The sequence below is a fragment of the uncultured Algibacter sp. genome (assembly GCF_947490405.1).
Classification (GTDB): domain Bacteria; phylum Bacteroidota; class Bacteroidia; order Flavobacteriales; family Flavobacteriaceae; genus Algibacter_B.
In genome coordinates, this window is sequence record NZ_CANLGU010000007.1 from 98,857 (window position 1) to 119,302 (window position 20,446).

Consider the following 20,446-nt stretch of genomic DNA (forward strand, 5'->3'; position numbering starts at 1 on the left):
AAACTAAGAGTGTTGAGGTTCGTTGCAATTACTAAATTGATCAGGGGTTTTTCCACAAAAACCACAAGCTTCACCTTCTTTATTTAGCATAGGGTTTTGGCTAGCGCAAGTGCCAGCAAATTTACCGTCTTTTTTCGCCCATATTTTAATAGCAATTCCTGCAATACCTATTCCTAAAAGCACTATGGTTATTAATAAAAGTTTCATGGAGAGTAAATAATTATTTCTACAAAGATAGGGTTTTAGTTCATAATTATTAAAAGCAAAACTGTGTAAACTTGTGACTAATTTTCTGTTTCGGGGTCTAATTATTTATACATTTAAATACTAACCGATTAAAACTATTTATTATGAAAAAATTATTTGCAGAATTTTTTGGAACCTTTTGGCTTGTCTTTGGAGGTTGTGGTAGTGCTGTTTTCGCAGCGGGTTACCCAGAATTAGGTATTGGCTTTGTAGGCGTATCATTGGCCTTTGGTTTAACAGTTTTAACAATGGCTTATGCCGTTGGACATATTTCTGGAGGACATTTTAATCCAGCTGTTTCTTTAGGTTTATGGGCTGGTGGAAAGTTTGAAGCTAAAGACTTAATAGGATACATTATTTCTCAATTATTGGGTGCTTTTGCTGCAGCTGCAGCACTCTATTTAATCTTGACGAATAAAACTGATTTTGTTTCAATTGGTGGTTTTGCTGCTAACGGTTATGGTGATTTGTCGCCAGACGGTTACTCAATGACAGCAGCTTTAATTGCAGAGTTTTTACTAACTATGTTTTTCTTGTTAATTATTCTTGGTAGTACAAATTCTAGAGCACCTAAAGGGTTTGCTCCAATAGCAATAGGATTAGGGTTAACTTTAATACATTTAATAAGTATTCCTATTACTAATACTTCTGTTAATCCAGCGCGCTCTACAAGTCAAGCATTATTTGCAGGAGGCGAGTTCACCGCTCAACTTTGGTTATTTTGGGTTGCTCCAATAGCTGGTGCTATAGTGGCTGGATTTATTCATAAAGCCCTTTTTGATAAAGAGTAGTATTAAATAAATAAGATTGTATAAAAAAGTCTCATTTTACATGTAAAATGAGACTTTTTTATTTGTGTAAACCCTTATTGTAAACTTATTTGGGCTACAGCGTTCTCTGTAGAAGCAATGTTATTTCCGCCTTTAGGTTCTATTGTAATGCTTAATGCAAGAGCATTTTCCGTGTAAGGAATGTTTCTAAGTTTTCTATCTGCTTTATCTAAAATTCCTAAATTAACCATTTTACCTTGTAATTCTGCCCAGATTTGATAACACTGTTCTTCTGGTAATTCTGGAAGAGAAACGACATCAATCATCGATGTTTTCTCTTTAGGATTAATATACGCCACTGTTTTTAAATCTTTTGCACGCTCATTTCCTTTAATGATATACTTTTGAGTCTCAGGGTTGTTGAGCTTCAAGAGTTGTCTCATAACGTTATCAAGCATTTTGTTGTTCTGCTCTATATCGCTACGTAAGTCAAATAATTCATCAACTACAACTTGATTTTCGTTTGCAAGTTTTTGATTATGACTGTAATAAAAGTACGATGTTCCTGCAAAAATTAATGCTGCAATACTAGCGGCAACACTAAACTTATACCATTTTTTGTGCTTTACAGAGGTGTTTAATTTTAAAACCGGTGCATCATCAAGCTCATTTAAAATATTATTTAAAATATGTGTAGGAGCTTCAGTCGCATTAGTTTTTGCAACTACCTCTAGGTTGTGTTGCATGGTGTTGTAGGCGTTTTCGACTTCTGGATATCTTGCAATATGAGACTCCACCATTTCATTTTCAGCAGTAGTGGTGTCACCTAAAAGATATTTTTCTAATAGGCCAGAATTTAAAAAAGTAGTTATTTTCTCATTCATGACAGTGTTTATTGAGGGTCGTAAATCTTTTTCAATTCACGTAATCCAATTTTTAATCTTGATTTTATTGTTCCTAACGGAATATCTAATTCATCGCTAGCTTCTTGCTGCGTCATGCCCTCAAAAAAGAGTGCATTAATCACTATTTGATATTTCTCATCTAAGCTTCTTAGATGTTTTTTTATATCTAAAACATCCTGATTTAATTCGTTAGATGTTACTTTATATACGGCTGAAGTCTCCATTTGGACTTCTTTGTTGCTTTTATTTTTTTGAGACCTTACTTTATCAATAGCAGTGTTGTAAGCAATTCTGTATAGCCAAGTGAATAATTTTGCTTTACTAGCATCGTATTTTTTAGCATAGCGCCAAATTTTCACAAAAGTTTCTTGTAGAACATCTTCTGCTGTATCATCATCAGAAATCACCTTTTTGATAACTCCAAATAAAGCATCAGCATAGTTTGCATAAAGTAAACTAATAGCTTTTTTGTCGCTATTTTGCAATAAAGTAACTATTTGCTTTTCTATTGGTGAAATCAAATTGGATTAGTTTTTTTCTGTGTTTGGATGATAATTCTTTTTATCAAAGTTAGAAATTTCTTTTAGATTATAAGATGTTTACTTCAGCTTCAATAGAAATCCCAAAAAGACGATGAACAGTTTTTTGAATTAATTTTGAAAGATTGAGAATATCAATTCCTTTAGCATCATCATAATTTACAAGCACTAAAGCTTGGTTTTTATGCACTCCATAATTTCTAAAGCGTTTACCTTTAAAACCAGCTTTTTCTATAAGCCAACCTGCAGGAACTTTTACTTCTTGTTTTGATACTGGGTAGCTAGGGATATCTTCAAAATTTTCTAAGAGAGTATTAAATAGTGTTTTTGAAATAACAGGATTTTTAAAAAAGCTTCCACTGTTTCCGATTTCTTTTGGGTTAGGTAGTTTGCTTTCTCGTATACTTATAACAGCTTTTGAAACATCTTGGATAGTTGGATGACTTACTTTCATCATATTCAACTCAGATGAAATAGCACCATAATTTATATTTAAATTATGATTCTGTTTTGAAAGTTTAAAATAAACACTAGTTATTATATACTTGCCTTTTGCTTTTTGCTTGAAAATGGAATTTCTATATCCAAAACTACAATCAGATTTAGAGAACGATTGTAGCGATTTTGTTTCTAGAGATATAGCTTCGCAAGACTCAAAAACATCTTTTAATTCTACTCCATAAGCACCAATATTTTGAATTGGAGCCGTACCAACATTGCCTGGTATTAAAGATAAATTCTCAATTCCGCCATAATCATTTTCAATACACCAAAGTACAAAGTTGTGCCAATTTTCACCTGCATTAGCCTTAACTATTACGGTGTTGTCATTTTCAGAAATTATAGAAATCCCTTTAAGGTTGATATGTATAACGAGGCCGTCAAAATCTTTTGTGAGTAGCATATTACTGCCGCCACCTAATACAAGTTTATTTGGATAGTTTTTTGAGGATAAAATTTGCTTTAAATCATCAACATTACTTACCGAAACAAAATGTTTTGCATTAACATCAATACCAAATGTGTTGTATGGTTTTAAAGATATGTTGTTTTGAATGTGCACTAGTCTTTATAAACTTTTAAGGCTTCTTTTAAAATCCGAACAGCTTTAATTAAACTTTCTTTATTAAGTACGTATGCAATTCTAATTTGGTTCAAACCAATGCCTGGTGTAGAATAAAATCCGCCAGCAGGAGCAACCATAATAGTTTCGTTGTTAACTTCAAAATCTTCTAAAAGCCATTGGGCAAAATCATCAGAGTTTTTAATTGGTAATTCTACAATACAATAAAAAGCACCTTTTGGTTTAGCAACTTTTATACCATCAATTTTTTGTAATTCTGCTATTAATGTGTCTCTTCTATCTACATATTCTTTTATAACATCATCAAAATAACTTTGCGGTGTGTCTAATGCAGCTTCACTAGCTATTTGAGCATAAGTTGGTGGACTTAATCTAGCTTGAGCAAATTTAAGTACCGTTTGCATGACTTTTATGTTTTTTGAGACTAAGCATCCCACTCGTGCACCACACATACTGTAGCGTTTTGAAACGGAATCTATAATTACGGCATTTTGGTCAATACCATCAACTCCCATAATAGAGTAATGTTTATGTCCATCGTAAACAAATTCTCGATAAACTTCATCTGCTACTAAAAACAAGTCATGTTTAATGACAATTGAAGCAAGTTTTTCAATTTCTTGTTTTGAGTACAAGTAACCTGTAGGATTACCTGGGTTGCAAATTAATATAGCTTTGGTTTTTGGAGTGATTAATTTCTCAAAGGCTTCAATAGAAGGTAACGCAAAATTATCGTCTATATCACAAATTGCTGGAATTACATTAACACCAGAAGCCGTCGAAAAAGCAATATAGTTTGCATAGAAGGGTTCGGATATGATGACTTCATCACCTGGATCCATAATACTACTAAACAAAAATAACAAAGCTTCACTGGCACCTGAAGTTACAATAATGTCTTTATGAGTAACTTTTATATTATGACTATTATAATATTTAGCCAGTTTTTTTCTATAAGTATCAGAACCTTCGGATCTAGAATAAGATAAAATTTCTACATTATTGTTTTTAACCGCCTCTAAAGCAACATTTGGAGTTTTTATATCCGGTTGACCAATATTTAAATAATATATGCTTTTTCCTTCTTTAGTGGCTTGTTCCGCATAAGGGACAAGTTTTCTAATAGGAGAAGCTGGCATATCATGCCCTTTTTTTGATATAGTTGGCATTTAAAACTGTTTAGTTGGCAAAGTTGAGAAAATTATCTTAAAGTTTTTTTAAAATATAAAGCTAAATGATTCTGCATACATAAAGATTTGTAAATTGATTATGTGATTAATGTTTAATTGTAAATGAACTGTAGGTTTTTAATAATATTATTTCTCCTCTGTATGGGTAATACTTGTTTTACTCAAAATAAGTTTGTTATTCAAAATAAAAAGCAATCTGATAAAATTAAATTCAAACTTATTAATAATTTAATTGTTATTCCTGTTGATATTAATGGTGTGAATTTATCATTTTTATTAGATACAGGCGTAAGTAAAGCTATTATTTTTAACTTTTTGAATGTATCTGATACCTTACAAATAAAAAATACTGAAACTATATTTTTAAGAGGTTTAGGAGGAGGTGAATCTGTTGAAGCTTTAAAATCAACGAATAATATTTTTAAAATTGGAGATGCCATAAAATTGAACCAAGAGTTGTATGCAGTATTCAATAATGATTTAAATTTTGCGCCCAGGTTAGGTATTCCCATTCATGGTATTATTGGTTTAGATGTTTTTAAGGATTTGATTGTTGAAATTAATTATTCGGCAAGATGGCTAAAGTTAACAGAAAGAGAAGTTTATAAAAATAGGGTGTGTAAAAAATGTGAAAGAATTAATTTGGAATTTTACAACGGAAAACCTTATTTGAATGCAAGAGTAGAGTTAAATAACAAAACCATACCTGTTAAATTATTAATTGATTCGGGAGGTAGTGATGCTTTGTGGCTATTTGAAAATGACTCTTTAGACATTAAATCAAGTAAAAATTTTTTTAACGATTTCCTTGGTCATGGATTAAATGGAAGCGTTTATGGTAAAAGGTCTAGGGTACAAACTTTAGGGCTAAAGACTTTTGTTATAAAGGATGCCAATGTGGCATTCCCAAATAAAGAAAATATTTTTTTTGCCACACAAATTAAAGAAAGGAACGGCAGTATTTCAGGAAATATTTTAAAGCGATTTAATATTATATTCGATTACCAAAGCGCTACAATGATTTTGAGGAGAAATAGGAGTTTTAAAGAAAAGTTTAGCTATAATAAAAGTGGTATTGAGTTGGCACATAATGGAGTGCGTATTGTAAAACAAATCAAAAACACATATAACGTTAAAAAAAGTAGTAGTACGAATAGAAATAATACAATAATTTTTAATCCACAATATAAGTTAATATTAAAGCCTGCAATAGCTATAGTGGAGTTGAGAAAGGGGTCTCCAGCAGAACAAGCAGGGTTAAAAATAGGAGATATTATTTTGGCAATAAACAGTAAGCAAACTCATGAATTTACTTTACAAGAGATTATGAGAATTTTTTATGACTATGATGGTAAGAAAATAAAAATGCAGATTGATAGAAATGGAGTAGTGATGTATTACAAATTTATTTTGCAGAAACTTTTTTAAACAACAAAGGCTCGAATAAATATTCAAGCCTTTTATTTTATATTTTAGTAAAGCTTATTGTTGCATCACACTTTTTTCTTTTTTATCTAACACACTTACTTTACTTGGATCTATAACTAAACCTTTAATCTTTAAAGCAACTGTAGGTGTTTCCGCATTAGACATAACTGTAATTGTTTTTCTAATTGGGTTTACTCTTTTAGTATCATATTTTACCTCAATCTCACCCGTTTCACCTGGCATTATAGGGTCTTTAGGTTTTTTGGGTATAGTACATCCACAGCTAGAAGATACTTTAGATATTATTAATGGTTCGTCTCCTGTATTGGTAAATTCAAATACACGAACACCGTCGGCGCCTTTTTCTATAGTTCCATAATCTATAACTTCAGACTTAAATTCAATTTTAGCTTGTGCGTTTATTGAAAAACTAACTAAACCAATAAATAAAATAGTAATTAATTGTTTCATGATTCTATTTTTTGTTATTCTTTCTTCGTTTTCTAAACCCCTTGTAATTCAGGAGTTAATATTATTTTTAGCTTTATAACTAAGTCAAACATAGTCACTTTTTCTACAACCTGCAAAAATAATAGACGTAATGCAGAGATATTAACATATTTAACCTAGATAAAAGTACGTACAGTTTTCTTTGATTTTCTTCAAAAACTATAAAGAACTCTTATTTTCTTAAGTTTTATAAACCTTTTATAGTTTTTATAGAAAAAGAAATATAAGTACTTTTGCACATCATTATTCAAAAACTATTCCAAAGCATGCAAATTCCATCAAAATATGATGCAAGTCAGGTAGAAAGTAAGTGGTACGATTACTGGATGAAACACAATTATTTTCATTCAGAGCCAGATGAAAGAGAACCTTATACCGTTGTTATTCCGCCTCCAAATGTAACTGGAGTACTCCATATGGGGCACATGCTTAACAATACCATTCAGGATGTTTTAATTCGTCGTGCGCGTTTATTGGGTAAGAATGCATGCTGGGTACCTGGTACAGATCACGCATCTATTGCTACTGAAGCTAAAGTGGTTGCTAAGTTAAAAGAACAGGGTTTAGATAAAAATGATTTATCTCGTGATGAATTTTTAAAACATGCCTGGGATTGGACTGAAGAATATGGAGGCGTTATTCTAGAACAGCTGAAAAAATTGGGTTGTTCTTGTGATTGGGATAGAACCAAATTCACGATGGATGATGATATGAGTGAAGCTGTAATCAAGGTTTTTATTGATTTATATGAAAAAGGTTTGATTTATCGTGGTTATCGCATGGTAAACTGGGATCCTGAAGCAAAAACAACGCTTTCAGATGAAGAAGTTATTCATGAAGAACGCCAAGGAAACTTATATTATTTAGAATATAAAATTGAAGGAAGTAATGATACTTTAACTATTGCAACAACTCGCCCTGAGACCATTTTTGGAGATACCGCAATTTGCATAAACCCCAATGATGAACGTTTTTCTCATTTAAGTGGAAAGAAAGCTATTGTACCTATTTGTAATCGCGTAATTCCTATTATTGAAGATGATTATGTTGATGTTGAGTTTGGTACAGGTTGTTTAAAAGTTACACCAGCCCATGATGAAAACGATAAGAATCTTGGAGATAAACATAAGTTAGAAGTTATCGATATCTTCAATGAAGATGCGTCTTTAAATAGTTTCGGGTTACATTACGAGGGTAAAGACCGTTTTGTAGTTAGAAAAGACATAGTAAAAGAGCTAGAAGGAGATGGTGTTTTGGTTAAAACTGAAACGCACATCAATAAGGTAGGAACTTCAGAAAGAACCAAAGCGGTTATCGAACCTCGTTTAAGCGATCAGTGGTTTCTTAAAATGGAAGATTTGGTAAAACCTGCCATTAAAGCCGTTTTGGAAGATGATGATATTAAGTTATTTCCAAAAAAGTTTGAAAATACGTATCGCCATTGGATGGAAAATATTCGAGATTGGAATATTTCACGTCAATTGATGTGGGGTCAACAAATACCGGCATATTATTATGGTGATGGAAAAGAAGATTTTGTAGTAGCAGAAACTATTGAAAAAGCTCTAGATAAAGCTAGGGTTGCTGCTTCAAATGAGAAACTTCAATTATCAGATTTAACTCAAGATAAGGATGCTCTTGATACGTGGTTCTCATCTTGGTTATGGCCTATGAGTGTTTTTGATGGTATACGTAACCCAGAAAATGAAGAAATTAAATACTATTACCCAACAAACGATTTAGTTACAGGGCCTGATATTTTATTCTTTTGGGTGGCACGTATGATTATTGCAGGGTATGAATATAAAGACGAAAAACCTTTTGAAAATGTTTACTTAACAGGTTTAGTACGTGATAAGCAACGTCGAAAAATGAGTAAATCGTTAGGTAATTCTCCTGATGCATTAAAACTTATTGAAGAATACGGTGCTGATGGTGTTCGTGTTGGTTTGTTATTGAGTTCTGCCGCAGGAAACGATTTAATGTTTGATGAAGCGCTTTGTCAACAAGGAAAAGGGTTTGGAAACAAAATATGGAATGCCTTTCGATTAATTCAAGGTTGGGAAATAGATGAAGCAATTCCTCAACCAGAAACAGCCAAAGTAGGTTTAGAATGGTACGAAACAAAATTTCAAAAAGCTTTGATTGAAATTGAAGATCATTTTAGCAAATATCGATTAAGTGATGCTCTCATGGCGATATATAAATTAATCATGGATGATTTTTCATCATGGTTATTGGAAATTATTAAGCCAGCCTATCAAAAACCAATAGATGCTAAAACGTATAAAGATGTAATTAAAGCTTTCGAAAATAATCTTAAAGTATTGCATCCGTTTATGCCGTTTTTAACAGAAGAAATTTGGCAATATATTTCAGAAAGAACTCCAGAAGAGGCATTAATTGTTGCTAAATGGCCAGAATTTAAGACTATAAATGAGACTATAATTGCTGAGTTTGATTTCGCATCAGAAGTTATTTCAGGAATCAGAAACATTAGAAAACAAAAGAATATAGCTTTTAAAGATGCTATAAGGTTTTCAATGATAAATAATGAAAATACGAATACTACTTTTGATGGAGTTATTTCTAAATTAGGAAACTTAGAAAATATCGAAAATACATCTGAAGCTATTGAAGGTGCATTAACTTTTAGAGTAAAATCAAATGAGTATTTTATTCCTATGGTTGGAGCGATTGATGTAGAAGCTGAAATCCAAAAACTTACAGAAGAATTAAATTATACAGAGGGTTTTTTAAAATCAGTTCAGAAAAAACTATCTAACGAACGTTTTGTAAATAATGCTCCAGAACAAGTTGTAGCTAGTGAGAAGAAAAAAGAAGCAGATGCTTTGGCTAAAATTGATACATTAAAAGCTAGTTTAGCTAGTTTGAGTTAAACAAATACTTTTATTATTCTCTATACAAAAAATAATTATTAACCAAGTTAATGTATTCGCGTTTAGCTTCATCTTCGCTAATATCTTTTATTTGAAATAAAGCATTGGTTTTAAAGGCGTTTATAATGGCTTTTTTGCTTTTAGGGCGGTTGTAGTTATTTGTAGCTTTTTTGTAGTAAGCGTAGAGTTTTAAAAGTGTGTCTGCCGGAAAAGGCTCAGTATGCTCACTTACGCGATTAACAGCTTCTTGAAACTCTATATCCAACTCTTTATTACTCATTAGTTTTCAGCAATAACGCTTTCGCCACCACGAACTTTTTGGTTTAATTTTACTTTAATCTTAGTATCTATAGGTAAAAATAAATCTACTCTAGAACCAAATTTGATGAATCCAGATTCACCACCTTGAATCGCTTTGTCATCAATTTTAGCATAATTTACAATACGCTTCGCCAAAGCACCAGCAATTTGTCTGTGTAGTACTTTACCATAAGTTTTATTTTCGACGACTACCGTAGTACGCTCGTTTTCTTCACTCGCTTTTGGGTGCCACGCAACAAGGTATTTTCCTGGATGATATTTACTAAATACAACTTTACCACCAATTGGGTAGCGAGTAACATGCACATTTAATGGCGACATGAAAACACTAACTTGGAGTCGTTTTTCATTAAAATATTCTTTTTCAAAAACCTCTTCAATAACAACTACTTTTCCGTCTACAGGAGAAATAACTTGTTTGTTATTGAGGTGTGTATTACGTTTTGGATTTCTAAAAAATTGTAATATTAAAATTAGAAAAACTAATAAAGTTACCATAACGATGGTTCTTAACCACGTGATATCGATAAAGCTATCCACTAATAGAAAACAACCAACAATTATAACTAGTGTTATAATTATAATTTTATGACCTTCTTTATGAAACATAATTTAAAATTCTTAAAAATAAATATATAAATGGTGCAGCGAATATAATACTATCCAGTCGATCCATTAATCCACCATGACCTGGCATAATAACACCACTATCTTTAACTTTTGCTTGTCTTTTAAACTTAGACTCTATTAAGTCTCCTAAAGTGCCAAAAACACTAACTATGATACTTAGAATAAGCCAACTTGTAAAAGTTAAAGTTGCTGTAAAGGTAGCTATAAAATAACTTGCTACGCATGAAAAGAATAAACCACCTAGAAAGCCTTCAACTGTTTTTTTTGGGGAAATAATTTCGAAAAGTTTTTGTTTGCCTAAGTTTTTACCCACTAGGTATGCAAAAGAATCATTAACCCAAACCAAAATAAAAGCGCCCAATAAAATATTTGGATTATAGTTATGATAATAATTCGCAATTAAAATTAAAAAAACAAACGAACTTGATAAATAAAATGTAGTTAGTAAAAATCGTTTAGTACTAAAAAGAGGAATGGTTTTTCCAGAAAACAAGTCTTTTATTAGAAATAAATTCACAAAAATGGAGAGCACCATAAGTATTTGAGTTGCTTCGCTTAGACCTTTATTGGTGTTTAAAACAGCTTGCCAATATCCAAAAATAGCATACAGTATTATAAATATGAAATACGGAATGTTACTCTTAAGCTGAATTAGTTTTTTGAATTCTCCAATGCAGATTAACCCAAATATAAAGAAAAGTGCTATAAGTGCCTGTTCGATATAAACACAAATAAGTAATAAAGAAACATAGATTAAACCAGAAAGTGATCGGATGAGTGTTTCTTTCATTCTATAAGTCTTCTAACAGTAAAAGATATAGGTTTTTTGCACTACTACCATAACTTAAAAAATCCTTTTCATCTCCAGATTTAAAGTGCTTTATGGTCGTGATATTTGTAGGTATTCTTTGTCTGTTTTTAGATTTTATACCACGTAAACCTTCACCAATATTATCAACTATTTGGCTTGTTGTGGCAAAAACAATGAAGTTAAAAGGTAATTCTGGTAGTTTTTTTTCAAAAATTTGTTTTGATGAGATTAAAAGCGAGCCATCGTTAGCAATTAGATTTTCACAAGTAGTTAGGAAGTAAGTGGCTTTACTTATTTTTTTTGTAGGGAGTAGGTTTGAGTTTTTAAACTTGTCTTCCAATTCGGAATCTAACAATAAAACTTGTTCTTCTTCCCAATCATTTTCGGCAAGAATGTGTCCTAAATTATTATAAATTTCATTTAAATTTTCACAATATAAGAACTTACCACCATTAGCTTTAAAGTTTATGGTAAACCTTTCATCTATTGGTAGCTTGACTTCTGGCATGTACTTGCCACGGTCATGAGATTTTAATTCTTCACCTGAACGATCAGATTTCGAACCAAAAATTTTCCTAAAAAGACTCATTTATTGTAAAGCTATTAACCGATTTCCCTCCGATGTTCATCAAATATAAAAAATCTTAAATTAACCTTACAATTAATTTAAGATTTTTACCATTTGGTTAACAAAACATGTGAGTTTCAGATTATTCTTCTTCCTCTTTTGTGTCAGTTTCTTTGTTTTCAGATTGTTCTTTTTCAAATGGACGCTTCCCGAATATTTTCTCAAGATTGTCTTTAAAAATCACCTCTTTTTCTAGTAAAACTTCTGCTAATTCTGTTAGCTTATCTTTATTGGCTTCTAGTAATTTTATAGCACGTTGGTATTGTTCTTCAATAATACTAGATATTTCTTTGTCTATAAGTTCTGCAGTTTCCTCGCTATAAGGTTTTGTGAATCCGTATTCACTTTGTCCTGAAGAATCATAATAAGTAAGATTCCCTATTTTATCACTCAAACCATAAACAGTAACCATTGCACGAGCTTGTTTGGTGACCTTCTCTAGATCGCTTAGTGCACCTGTTGATATTTTGTCAAATATTACTTTTTCTGCAGCCCTTCCACCTAAAGCGGCGCACATTTCATCTAACATTTGTTCAGGTCTAACTATTAAACGTTCTTCGGGTAAATACCAAGCTGCTCCTAATGAACGTCCACGAGGCACAATAGTAACTTTGATTAATGGTGCAGCATGTTCTAACATCCAGCTTGTAACCGCGTGTCCAGCCTCATGAAATGCAACAGCACGTTTTTCACTAGGAGTAATAATTTTATTTTTCTTTTCTAGACCACCAATAATTCTATCTACGGCGTCTAAGAAATCTTGTTTGTCAACAGCTTTCTTGCCATTTCTGGCAGCAATTAAAGCTGCTTCATTACAAACATTAGCAATGTCTGCTCCCGAAAAACCAGGAGTTTGTTTTGATAAGAAATCTAAATCTAAATCTTTTGCTTTTTTAAGTGGTCTTAGGTGTACTTCAAAAATCTCTTTGCGTTCTCTTACATCGGGTAAGTCTACAAAAATTTGTCTGTCAAATCGTCCAGCACGCATTAAGGCTTTGTCTAAAATATCGGCTCTATTGGTGGCTGCTATAACGATAACGTTAGTGTTTGTACCAAAACCATCCATTTCTGTTAATAACTGGTTTAGAGTATTTTCCCGTTCATCATTACTTCCAGACATGGCGTTTTTACCTCTAGCTCGACCAATAGCATCAATCTCATCAATAAATATAATTGATGGTGATTTTTCTTTAGCTTGCTTAAATAAATCTCTAACACGGGAAGCTCCAACTCCAACAAACATTTCAACAAAATCCGAACCAGATAGAGAAAAGAAAGGTACTTTAGCTTCACCAGCAACAGCTTTTGCTAATAATGTTTTTCCTGTCCCAGGAGGTCCTACGAGTAAAGCGCCTTTTGGAATCTTACCACCAAGTGTTGTGTATTTTTCTGGAAATTTCAGGAAATCTACAATTTCTTGAACTTCTTCTTTAGCGCCTTCAAGACCAGCAACATCTTTAAAACTTGTTTTAACTTCAGTATTCTGATCAAAGAGTTTTGCTTTGGACTTTCCTATGTTAAAAATCTGGCCTCCAGCTCCACCGCCAGCACCACCAGACATTCTTCGCATGATAAATATCCAAACACCAATCAAAAGGATAAATGGTAAGATACCCATCAATAAATTTCCCCAATCATTGGTTTCTGTGTCAAAAGTTATAATTGGTTTTGTTGATAAACCTTCAGTCATCTCATTAAGTTGATTTTCAAAATTCTGAAGATCACCAAATTCAAACCTATAATTAGGTAAAGCAGTAGCTGATGGGATAAATGTTTGTGGTTTTGATCCTTTATGAATCTCTTTAGCTTCAGCATCTTTAGTCAAATATACTTTGGCTACGCGTGTGTTTTTTACGATATCAACACGTGCTATATCCCCTGCTTCTAGATACTTAAAAAAATCAGATGGTGTTGTTTTGTTAGCATTTTGATAGCTTTCACCGCTAAACAATTGATAGCCTAGAAATAAAGCTATTAATATACCATAAATCCAATATGGGCTGAATTTTGGTTTTTTGTCTTTTATATTTTTCTTTTCGTTTGCCATTTGTTTTTTTAGTAACTCGTTTCTATTACAGTTGTTTTTGCATCACCCCAAAGGCTTTCGATATCATAATACTCTCTGATATGCTTTTGAAATACATGTACAACAACATTTACATAATCAATCAATACCCATTCGGCATTATCTGCCCCTTCGGTGTGCCAAGGGTTGTCCTTAAGTTCTTTACTTACTTTTTTCTGAACAGAATTTACAATGGCGTTTACTTGTGTATTTGAAGTTCCTTCACAAATAATAAAGTAATCACAAACGGTGTTATCAATATCTCTTAAATCTAAAATGTTTATTTCTTTACCTTTAACATCTTCAATCCCACTGATTATAACTGATATTAATTGGTCTGCGCTTATTTTTTGTTTCGCCATTAATTGAATTTAATTTATTGCAAAGTTATTATTTTTTTAGTTCTTTATACTTTAAATTATTCATAAGATTTTAGAGTAAGATAATAACCGTTCTATGCGTATAATCAAACTTGATGCCACCGATTCAACAAATAGCTATTTAAAAAGGCTTTATTCTACAGAATCAATTGCTGATTACACTGCTATATCTACCAATAGCCAAACAAATGGTCGTGGGCAAATGGGAACTGTTTGGGAATCTGAAACATCTAAAAACCTAACGTTTAGTGTGTTTAAAGGCGTTGTAGATTTTGAATTGGAAGAACCGTTTTACATAAGTATGGTAATTAGTTTGGCACTTATTAAGACTCTAAGTAACTTATCAATACCAAAAATAAGTATTAAATGGCCGAACGACATTTTGTCAGCAGATAAAAAAATATGCGGTGTTTTAATTGAAAATGTCATGAAACAAGGGAAGATATATGGCACAATAATAGGAGTTGGTTTAAATGTAAATCAAACTCTGTTTGATAATCTCCCCAAAGCTTCGTCGCTAAAATTGATTTCAGGACAGCACTATGATTTAGATGAATTAATCATTATGATTATTAAAAATCTGAAAGATTATTTTTTGTTACTTAAGGATAGAAATTATGAAGAATTGAAAGCAGCGTATGAATTGCATCTCTTTAGAAAGAACAAACCTTCAACATTTATGGATGCTGAAGGTGTTATGTTTTCTGGTATTATCAAAGGTGTTTCTGAAGTAGGAATGCTTAAAGTTCTTTTAGAAGATAATATTCTAAAAGCTTATGATTTAAAACAAATAAGATTACTTTATTAAATCGCATGCGGAATATTGGTTGCAAGTGTTTCAATAAATTTACTAATAGGACTTTTAATCATCATTGCCATCATGGGATTAAAGTCGCCTGTAAAGTCTAATTTCACTTCACTGGATGCATCACTAGTTTCTCTGATAGTAGCAATTAAAGAAAAATCAATTTTTCCCCCAGCTGCTCCTAAAACAATTTTACTCGGTGGAATAACTTCTTTCTTTTTTAGAACAATTTCTGGCATACCCTTTAAAGCAAAAAGAAACTTATCCTCATCTAAAACTTCAAACTTGCTAATATTTTCTGGCATCAAAGTTTTAAAGTTTTTTATATCTGTTAAGAAATTGAAAACATCTTGAGAAGATTTATCAACGTTAATTTTTGGAGATTCTAAATTCATAAATTGTGATTTTGTATAAGATATATCAATTAGCGTTCCATTTACTAGGATTGGTGTTCCATTCTGACAATGTTTGCAATTCTTTTTCAGATATATAATTAGTTTCTAAGGCTTCTTCAAGTAAGTTTTCGTAATTACTTAAGGTGTTTAGATGTATATTTTCCTTTTTAAAATTTTCAGCAGCAACGTCAAAACCATAAGTAAAAATAGCTACCATACCTTTAACGTTAATGTCAGCTTCTTTTAAAGCTTTAACTGCATTTAAACTGCTTTTTCCGGTGCTAATTAAATCTTCAACCACTACCACATTTTGACCACTTTCAATAAAACCCTCAATTTGATTTTTTCGACCATGCCCCTTGGCATCTGGTCTTACATAAATAAAAGGGAGACCTAAATATTCAGCAACCAACATGCCAATACCTATAGCACCTGTAGCAACTCCAGCAATTACATCAGGTTTTCCATACTGTTTTTCAATATGTTTACCCATTGCCTCGCGAATGTAGTTTCTGATTAGAGGGAAAGATAGGATAATTCTATTATCACAATAAATTGGAGATTTCCATCCTGATGCCCAAGTAAAGGGGTCATTTGGTTTGAGTTTTATTGCATTTATTTGTAATAAAACTTCAGCTGTTTTCTTTGCAGTGTTTTTATCAAAAATCATGGTGTAAAATTACACATAAATTTATTTTAAAGTAATTGTTTAATGACTTTAATAATTTTTTTTTTAACAATTGTATTTTTTTTAAAAAATTCAACGATAGTTCGTTACCCCTTAATTTGTAAGGAAACAAGCTACATTTTTGTATGTGTTTTTCGTTAAAATGAATATTTTTTTGTTTAACTTTGATGAAAATAATTTAAACAAAAGTGTCATGATATCAAAATTACTTTGCCAATTCCCCAAATCTAGATACCTTTTTTATTTCATTTTCCTTATAACTTTTACCCAAGCTAATACACAAATTGGCTGTGGACACATAGAGGGTTTGGAATTTACAAACGGACATGAGTCTTCTGTCCTAGTAGATGGAGGTACATATGTTTCAGAAGATTTACCTAATAATTTTTTCATCAGTATGCATGTTGATGGTCACTCACAGAGTGCACGATATGTGGTTGAAAATTTGGATACAGGAGCTATTTACAGGATAACTGAAAATATTTTACCCTATACGTTTCCTGCCGGTAACCACGCTTGGAATCTTGGAGATGGTAATTATAAGCTAACAGCTAGTCTATATAGATTCGATTTAGGTATTGGACATTGTGATACCAAAATAATAACTTTCACCTTGGGTGATATCTGTAAAGCTGATGCAGGAACATTTAGAGGTGTATCAGGATCAGTAAATGGAGGTTTAGGGAGTATTGAAGCTATTCCAAATGATGATGTAGTTGTTCCAGATGGCTATAGCAAAATATTTGTGTTAACCTCAGGAGAAGATTTAGTTATAGAGCAAGTAAATGGAACTCCAAGTTTTATTGTTGAAGAAAGTGGTAAATATACCGTTCATACATTAGTGTACGATTCAAGACCAGAGAGTCTTAACTTTTTGGATTTAAATGTAGTAGTATTTGGAGAAACGACTGGAGGTGATGTTTTGTCAATTGTCACAGCTAATAATTTATGTGCTTCATTAGATGTAACAGGGGTTTCTGTAACATTGGATTTTTGTACAGCCGATGCAGGAACGATTACAGCTGATGCTGATACGGTAGTATTAACAGGAGGCAGCGCCACAATAAGTGCTACACCAGATGGTAACATCAATGTACCAGCTAACTACAGTCAGATTTTTGTACTGACATCAGGAACCGGTTTAGTTATCGAGAGTGTAAGTGCTACACCAGAGTTTACAGTAGAAGGATCAGGTTTATATACGATTCACACATTAGTTTACGATGCCAGAGAAGAAAGTGCAAACTATTTAGACTTAGGTATAGTAGAATTAGGTGTAACAACAGGCGTAGATGTATTAACGATAGTAGGAGAAGCAGGAATCTGTGCATCCTTAGATGCAGCGGGTGCTCCGGTAACGGTAGAAGATTGTACAGCCGATGCAGGAACGATTACAGCTGATGCGGACACGGTAGTATTAACAGGAGGCAGTGCCACAATAAGTGCTACACCAGATGGTAACATCAATGTACCAGCTAACTACAGTCAGATTTTTGTACTGACATCAGGGACAGGCTTAGTAATCGAAAACGTAAGTGCTACACCAGAGTTCACAGTAGAAAGTTCAGGTTTATATACGATTCACACTTTAGTTTACGATGCCAGAGAAGACAGTGCAAACTATTTAGACTTAGGAATTGTAGAGATAGGCGTTACAACAGGCGTAGATGTATTGACGATAGTAGGAGAAGCAGGAATCTGTGCATCCTTAGATGCAGCGGGTGCCCCAGTAACGGTAGAAGATTGTACAGCCGATGCAGGAACGATTACAGCTGATGCTGATACGGTAGTATTAACAGGCGGCAGTGCCACAATAAGCGCTCACCCAGATGGTAACATCAATGTACCAGCTAACTACAGTCAGATTTTTGTACTGACATCAGGAACCGGCTTAGTTATCGAGAGTGTAAGTGCTACGCCAGAGTTTACAGTAGAAGGATCAGGTTTATATACGATTCACACATTAGTTTACGATGCCAGAGAAGACAGTGCAAACTATTTAGACTTAGGTATTGTAGAGATAGGCGTTACAACAGGCGTAGATGTATTGACGATAGTAGGAGAAGCAGGAATCTGTGCATCCTTAGATGCAGCGGGTGCTCCGGTTACGGTAGAAGATTGTACAGCCGATGCAGGAACGATTACAGCTGATGCTGATACGGTAGTATTAACAGGTGGCAGCGCCACAATAAGTGCTACACCAGATGGTAACATCAATGTACCAGCTAACTACAGTCAGATTTTTGTACTGACATCAGGAACCGGCTTAGTTATCGAGAGTGTAAGTGCTACACCAGAGTTCACAGTAGAAGGATCAGGTTTATATACGATTCACACTTTAGTTTATGATGCCAGAGAAGACAGTGCAAACTATTTAGATTTAGGTATAGTAGAATTAGGTGTAACAACAGGTGTAGATGTATTGGCGATAGTAGGAGAAGCAGGAATCTGTGCATCCTTAGATGCAGCGGGTGCTCCGGTTACGGTAGAAGATTGTACAGCCGATGCAGGAACGATTACAGCTGATGCGGACACGGTAGTATTAACAGGAGGTAGTGCCACAATAAGCGCTCACCCAGATGGTAACATCAATGTACCAGCTAACTACAGTCAGATTTTTGTACTGACATCAGGCACAGGCTTAGTTATCGAGAGTGTAAGTGCTACACCAGAGTTCACAGTAGAAAGTTCAGGTTTATACACTATCCACACATTAGTTTACGATGCTAGAGACGATAGTGCAAACTATTTAGATTTAGGTATTGTAGAATTAGGTGTAACAACAGGTGTAGATGTATTAACGATAGTAGGAGAAGCAGGAATCTGTGCATCCTTAGATGCAGCGGGTGCTCCAGTAACGGTAGAAGATTGTACAGCTGATGCCGGAACGATTACAGCCGATGCAGCTACAGTAGTATTAACAGGCGGTAGCGCAACAATAAGTGCTACACCAGATGGTAACATCAATGTACCAACTGACTACAGTCAGATTTTTGTACTGACATCAGGAACTAGCTTAGTAATCGAAAACGTAAGTGCTACACCAGAGTTCACAGTAGAAGGATCAGGATTATATACGATTCACACTTTAGTATATGATGCCAGAGAAGATAGTGCAAACTATTTAGATTTAGGTATTGTAGAATTAGGTGTAACAACAGGCGTAGATGTATTAAACTTAGTAGGTGCAACAGGAATCTGTGCATCCTTAGATGCCACGGGTGCTCCGGTAACGGTAGAAGAATCTGAAGAGTGTATAGCTTTTTCTGGAAAAATGTATTCTAAAAATCCAATTAGCTGTTTAGATAAAGGTATAGCTACTATTTCTGCTAAAACAAGTAGAAAAGCAATTATACCAAATGGTTACCAAAGACTATATGTTTTGACAGAAGCATACTCCTTGACAATATTAAATGTGTCTGAAACTCCTAGTTTTGAAGTTTCTCATAAGGGGTTCTATAGAATTCATAGCCTTGTTTATAATCCTGAAACACTTGATTTATCAGTAGTTGTTCCGGGGCAAACAACAGGTTTTGATGTTGTTAATTTAATTAAAGATAACAATATATGTGCATCACTTGATGTGAGAGGGGCTGTTAATTTGGTAATTGGTTCAAAATGGTTTTGTTATTTTTTCAATAAATACTATGGAGGTGGAAATAGTGGAAAGAGTTCAGAGCTCGCTAAAGGAGGAAACGATGGTAGCTTAGAAGGGTTTGTTAATAATTATAGTAGTTACCAAGAATTTAAAAATGATTTTATAGCTCAAAATAGTAAATCAAAATTCTTCCCTAATCCAGTAACAAACAATTTGAATGTTGAATTAGAATTAATTGAAGATGAGATTATGAATTTTAATATCATTGATGTTAGTGGTAGAAGTGTAATGTCAGGAGTAGCATCAGATTTAGAATTTGGATTGCAGAAAATAAATGCTGGTAGACTTAATTCTGGAATGTATTTGGTTCAATTTGTATCAGAATACAGAACTATTACTAAGAAAATAATAGTAAAAAAATAGAAAAACAAAGGTTTGATTTAATTATTAATAAGCGAGCTGTTACATTTGTGGTAGCTCGCTTTTTTTGTAATAATTAATTATTATAAAAATAATTTTCATCTGAGAGGAGTTTGGTAGTAAAAATGATATT

The 20,446-nt window shown here is 33.0% G+C and carries 19 protein-coding genes; 5 read left to right on the forward strand and 14 right to left on the reverse strand.

Annotated elements, in window-relative coordinates; translation table 11 throughout:
* Positions 1-3: 3 nt before the first annotated feature.
* The gene (locus tag Q0772_RS14430; RefSeq protein WP_298346246.1) at positions 4-207 is read right to left on the reverse strand and encodes a membrane or secreted protein; all 204 of its coding nucleotides are present in this window, start codon (positions 205-207) and stop codon (positions 4-6) included.
* A gap of 143 nt (positions 208-350) precedes the next feature.
* Between Q0772_RS14430 and aqpZ the strand changes: the two genes are divergently transcribed.
* Positions 351-1,037, forward strand: a complete 687-nt coding sequence (gene aqpZ / locus Q0772_RS14435; protein WP_298346248.1) for an aquaporin Z — start codon at positions 351-353, stop codon at positions 1,035-1,037.
* A gap of 74 nt (positions 1,038-1,111) precedes the next feature.
* On the opposite strand, the gene Q0772_RS14440 is transcribed toward aqpZ, so the two are convergent.
* The 4 genes from Q0772_RS14440 to Q0772_RS14455 all read right to left on the reverse strand — a co-directional run bounded on the left by Q0772_RS14440 (position 1,112) and on the right by Q0772_RS14455 (position 4,713).
* Positions 1,112-1,900: an anti-sigma factor gene (locus tag Q0772_RS14440; RefSeq protein WP_298346251.1), complete on the reverse strand. Its 789-nt coding sequence runs from the start codon at positions 1,898-1,900 to the stop codon at positions 1,112-1,114.
* A gap of 8 nt (positions 1,901-1,908) precedes the next feature.
* Positions 1,909-2,442: an RNA polymerase sigma factor gene (locus Q0772_RS14445; protein ID WP_298346252.1), complete on the reverse strand. Its 534-nt coding sequence runs from the start codon at positions 2,440-2,442 to the stop codon at positions 1,909-1,911.
* Positions 2,443-2,509: 67 nt separating this feature from the next.
* Positions 2,510-3,523, reverse strand: a complete 1,014-nt coding sequence (gene murB, locus Q0772_RS14450) for a UDP-N-acetylmuramate dehydrogenase (protein ID WP_298346254.1) — start codon at positions 3,521-3,523, stop codon at positions 2,510-2,512.
* Positions 3,523-4,713 (reverse strand): pyridoxal phosphate-dependent aminotransferase, encoded by a 1,191-nt coding sequence (locus tag Q0772_RS14455; protein ID WP_298346256.1) that lies wholly within the window; start codon positions 4,711-4,713, stop codon positions 3,523-3,525. Before Q0772_RS14455 ends, murB begins: the two co-directional genes overlap by 1 nt.
* 162 nt (positions 4,714-4,875) lie before the next feature.
* Here Q0772_RS14455 and Q0772_RS14460 point away from each other — a divergent pair, with 162 nt between their 5' ends.
* Positions 4,876-6,162, forward strand: coding sequence for an aspartyl protease family protein (locus tag Q0772_RS14460; protein WP_298346258.1), 1,287 nt, complete (start codon positions 4,876-4,878; stop codon positions 6,160-6,162).
* A 54-nt stretch (positions 6,163-6,216) separates the two neighbouring features.
* On the opposite strand, the gene Q0772_RS14465 is transcribed toward Q0772_RS14460, so the two are convergent.
* On the reverse strand, positions 6,217-6,633 hold the full coding sequence (locus tag Q0772_RS14465; RefSeq protein ID WP_298346260.1) for a DUF1573 domain-containing protein: 417 nt from the start codon (positions 6,631-6,633) through the stop codon (positions 6,217-6,219).
* Positions 6,634-6,938: 305 nt separating this feature from the next.
* Between Q0772_RS14465 and Q0772_RS14470 the strand changes: the two genes are divergently transcribed.
* The gene (locus Q0772_RS14470; RefSeq protein ID WP_298346262.1) at positions 6,939-9,572 is read left to right on the forward strand and encodes a valine--tRNA ligase; all 2,634 of its coding nucleotides are present in this window, start codon (positions 6,939-6,941) and stop codon (positions 9,570-9,572) included.
* Between the two features lie 13 nt (positions 9,573-9,585).
* Here the strand turns inward: Q0772_RS14470 and Q0772_RS14475 are convergent, their stop codons facing one another.
* The 6 genes from Q0772_RS14475 to rsfS all read right to left on the reverse strand — a co-directional run bounded on the left by Q0772_RS14475 (position 9,586) and on the right by rsfS (position 14,389).
* Entirely contained in the window at positions 9,586-9,852 is a 267-nt protein-coding gene (locus tag Q0772_RS14475; protein WP_298346264.1) for an acyl-CoA-binding protein, read from the reverse strand.
* The gene (locus Q0772_RS14480) at positions 9,852-10,502 is read right to left on the reverse strand and encodes a phosphatidylserine decarboxylase family protein (protein ID WP_298346266.1); all 651 of its coding nucleotides are present in this window, start codon (positions 10,500-10,502) and stop codon (positions 9,852-9,854) included. The genes Q0772_RS14475 and Q0772_RS14480 overlap by 1 nt, the downstream gene beginning before the upstream one ends.
* A complete protein-coding gene (locus Q0772_RS14485; protein WP_298346268.1) occupies positions 10,492-11,313 on the reverse strand; it encodes a phosphatidate cytidylyltransferase in 822 nt (273 codons plus the stop codon). The genes Q0772_RS14480 and Q0772_RS14485 overlap by 11 nt, the downstream gene beginning before the upstream one ends.
* A gap of 1 nt (position 11,314) precedes the next feature.
* The gene (locus tag Q0772_RS14490; RefSeq protein WP_298346270.1) at positions 11,315-11,923 is read right to left on the reverse strand and encodes an LUD domain-containing protein; all 609 of its coding nucleotides are present in this window, start codon (positions 11,921-11,923) and stop codon (positions 11,315-11,317) included.
* Positions 11,924-12,044: 121 nt separating this feature from the next.
* Complete coding sequence (ftsH, locus tag Q0772_RS14495; protein ID WP_298346272.1) at positions 12,045-14,009, reverse strand: ATP-dependent zinc metalloprotease FtsH; 1,965 nt, start codon at positions 14,007-14,009, stop codon at positions 12,045-12,047.
* A gap of 8 nt (positions 14,010-14,017) precedes the next feature.
* On the reverse strand, positions 14,018-14,389 hold the full coding sequence (rsfS, locus tag Q0772_RS14500) for a ribosome silencing factor (protein WP_298346274.1): 372 nt from the start codon (positions 14,387-14,389) through the stop codon (positions 14,018-14,020).
* A gap of 94 nt (positions 14,390-14,483) precedes the next feature.
* Between rsfS and Q0772_RS14505 the strand changes: the two genes are divergently transcribed.
* Positions 14,484-15,215 (forward strand): biotin--[acetyl-CoA-carboxylase] ligase, encoded by a 732-nt coding sequence (locus tag Q0772_RS14505; protein WP_298346276.1) that lies wholly within the window; start codon positions 14,484-14,486, stop codon positions 15,213-15,215.
* Here the strand turns inward: Q0772_RS14505 and Q0772_RS14510 are convergent.
* Positions 15,212-15,607 (reverse strand): SRPBCC family protein, encoded by a 396-nt coding sequence (locus Q0772_RS14510; RefSeq protein WP_298346278.1) that lies wholly within the window; start codon positions 15,605-15,607, stop codon positions 15,212-15,214. The two genes, Q0772_RS14505 and Q0772_RS14510, sit on opposite strands and share 4 nt — an antisense overlap.
* A 25-nt stretch (positions 15,608-15,632) precedes the next feature.
* Complete coding sequence (gene pyrE / locus Q0772_RS14515) at positions 15,633-16,277, reverse strand: orotate phosphoribosyltransferase (RefSeq protein WP_298346281.1); 645 nt, start codon at positions 16,275-16,277, stop codon at positions 15,633-15,635.
* 211 nt (positions 16,278-16,488) lie between these two features.
* Here pyrE and Q0772_RS14520 point away from each other — a divergent pair, with 211 nt between their 5' ends.
* Positions 16,489-20,316 (forward strand): T9SS type A sorting domain-containing protein, encoded by a 3,828-nt coding sequence (locus Q0772_RS14520; RefSeq protein WP_298346283.1) that lies wholly within the window; start codon positions 16,489-16,491, stop codon positions 20,314-20,316.
* The last annotated feature ends 130 nt before the right edge of the window (positions 20,317-20,446 follow it).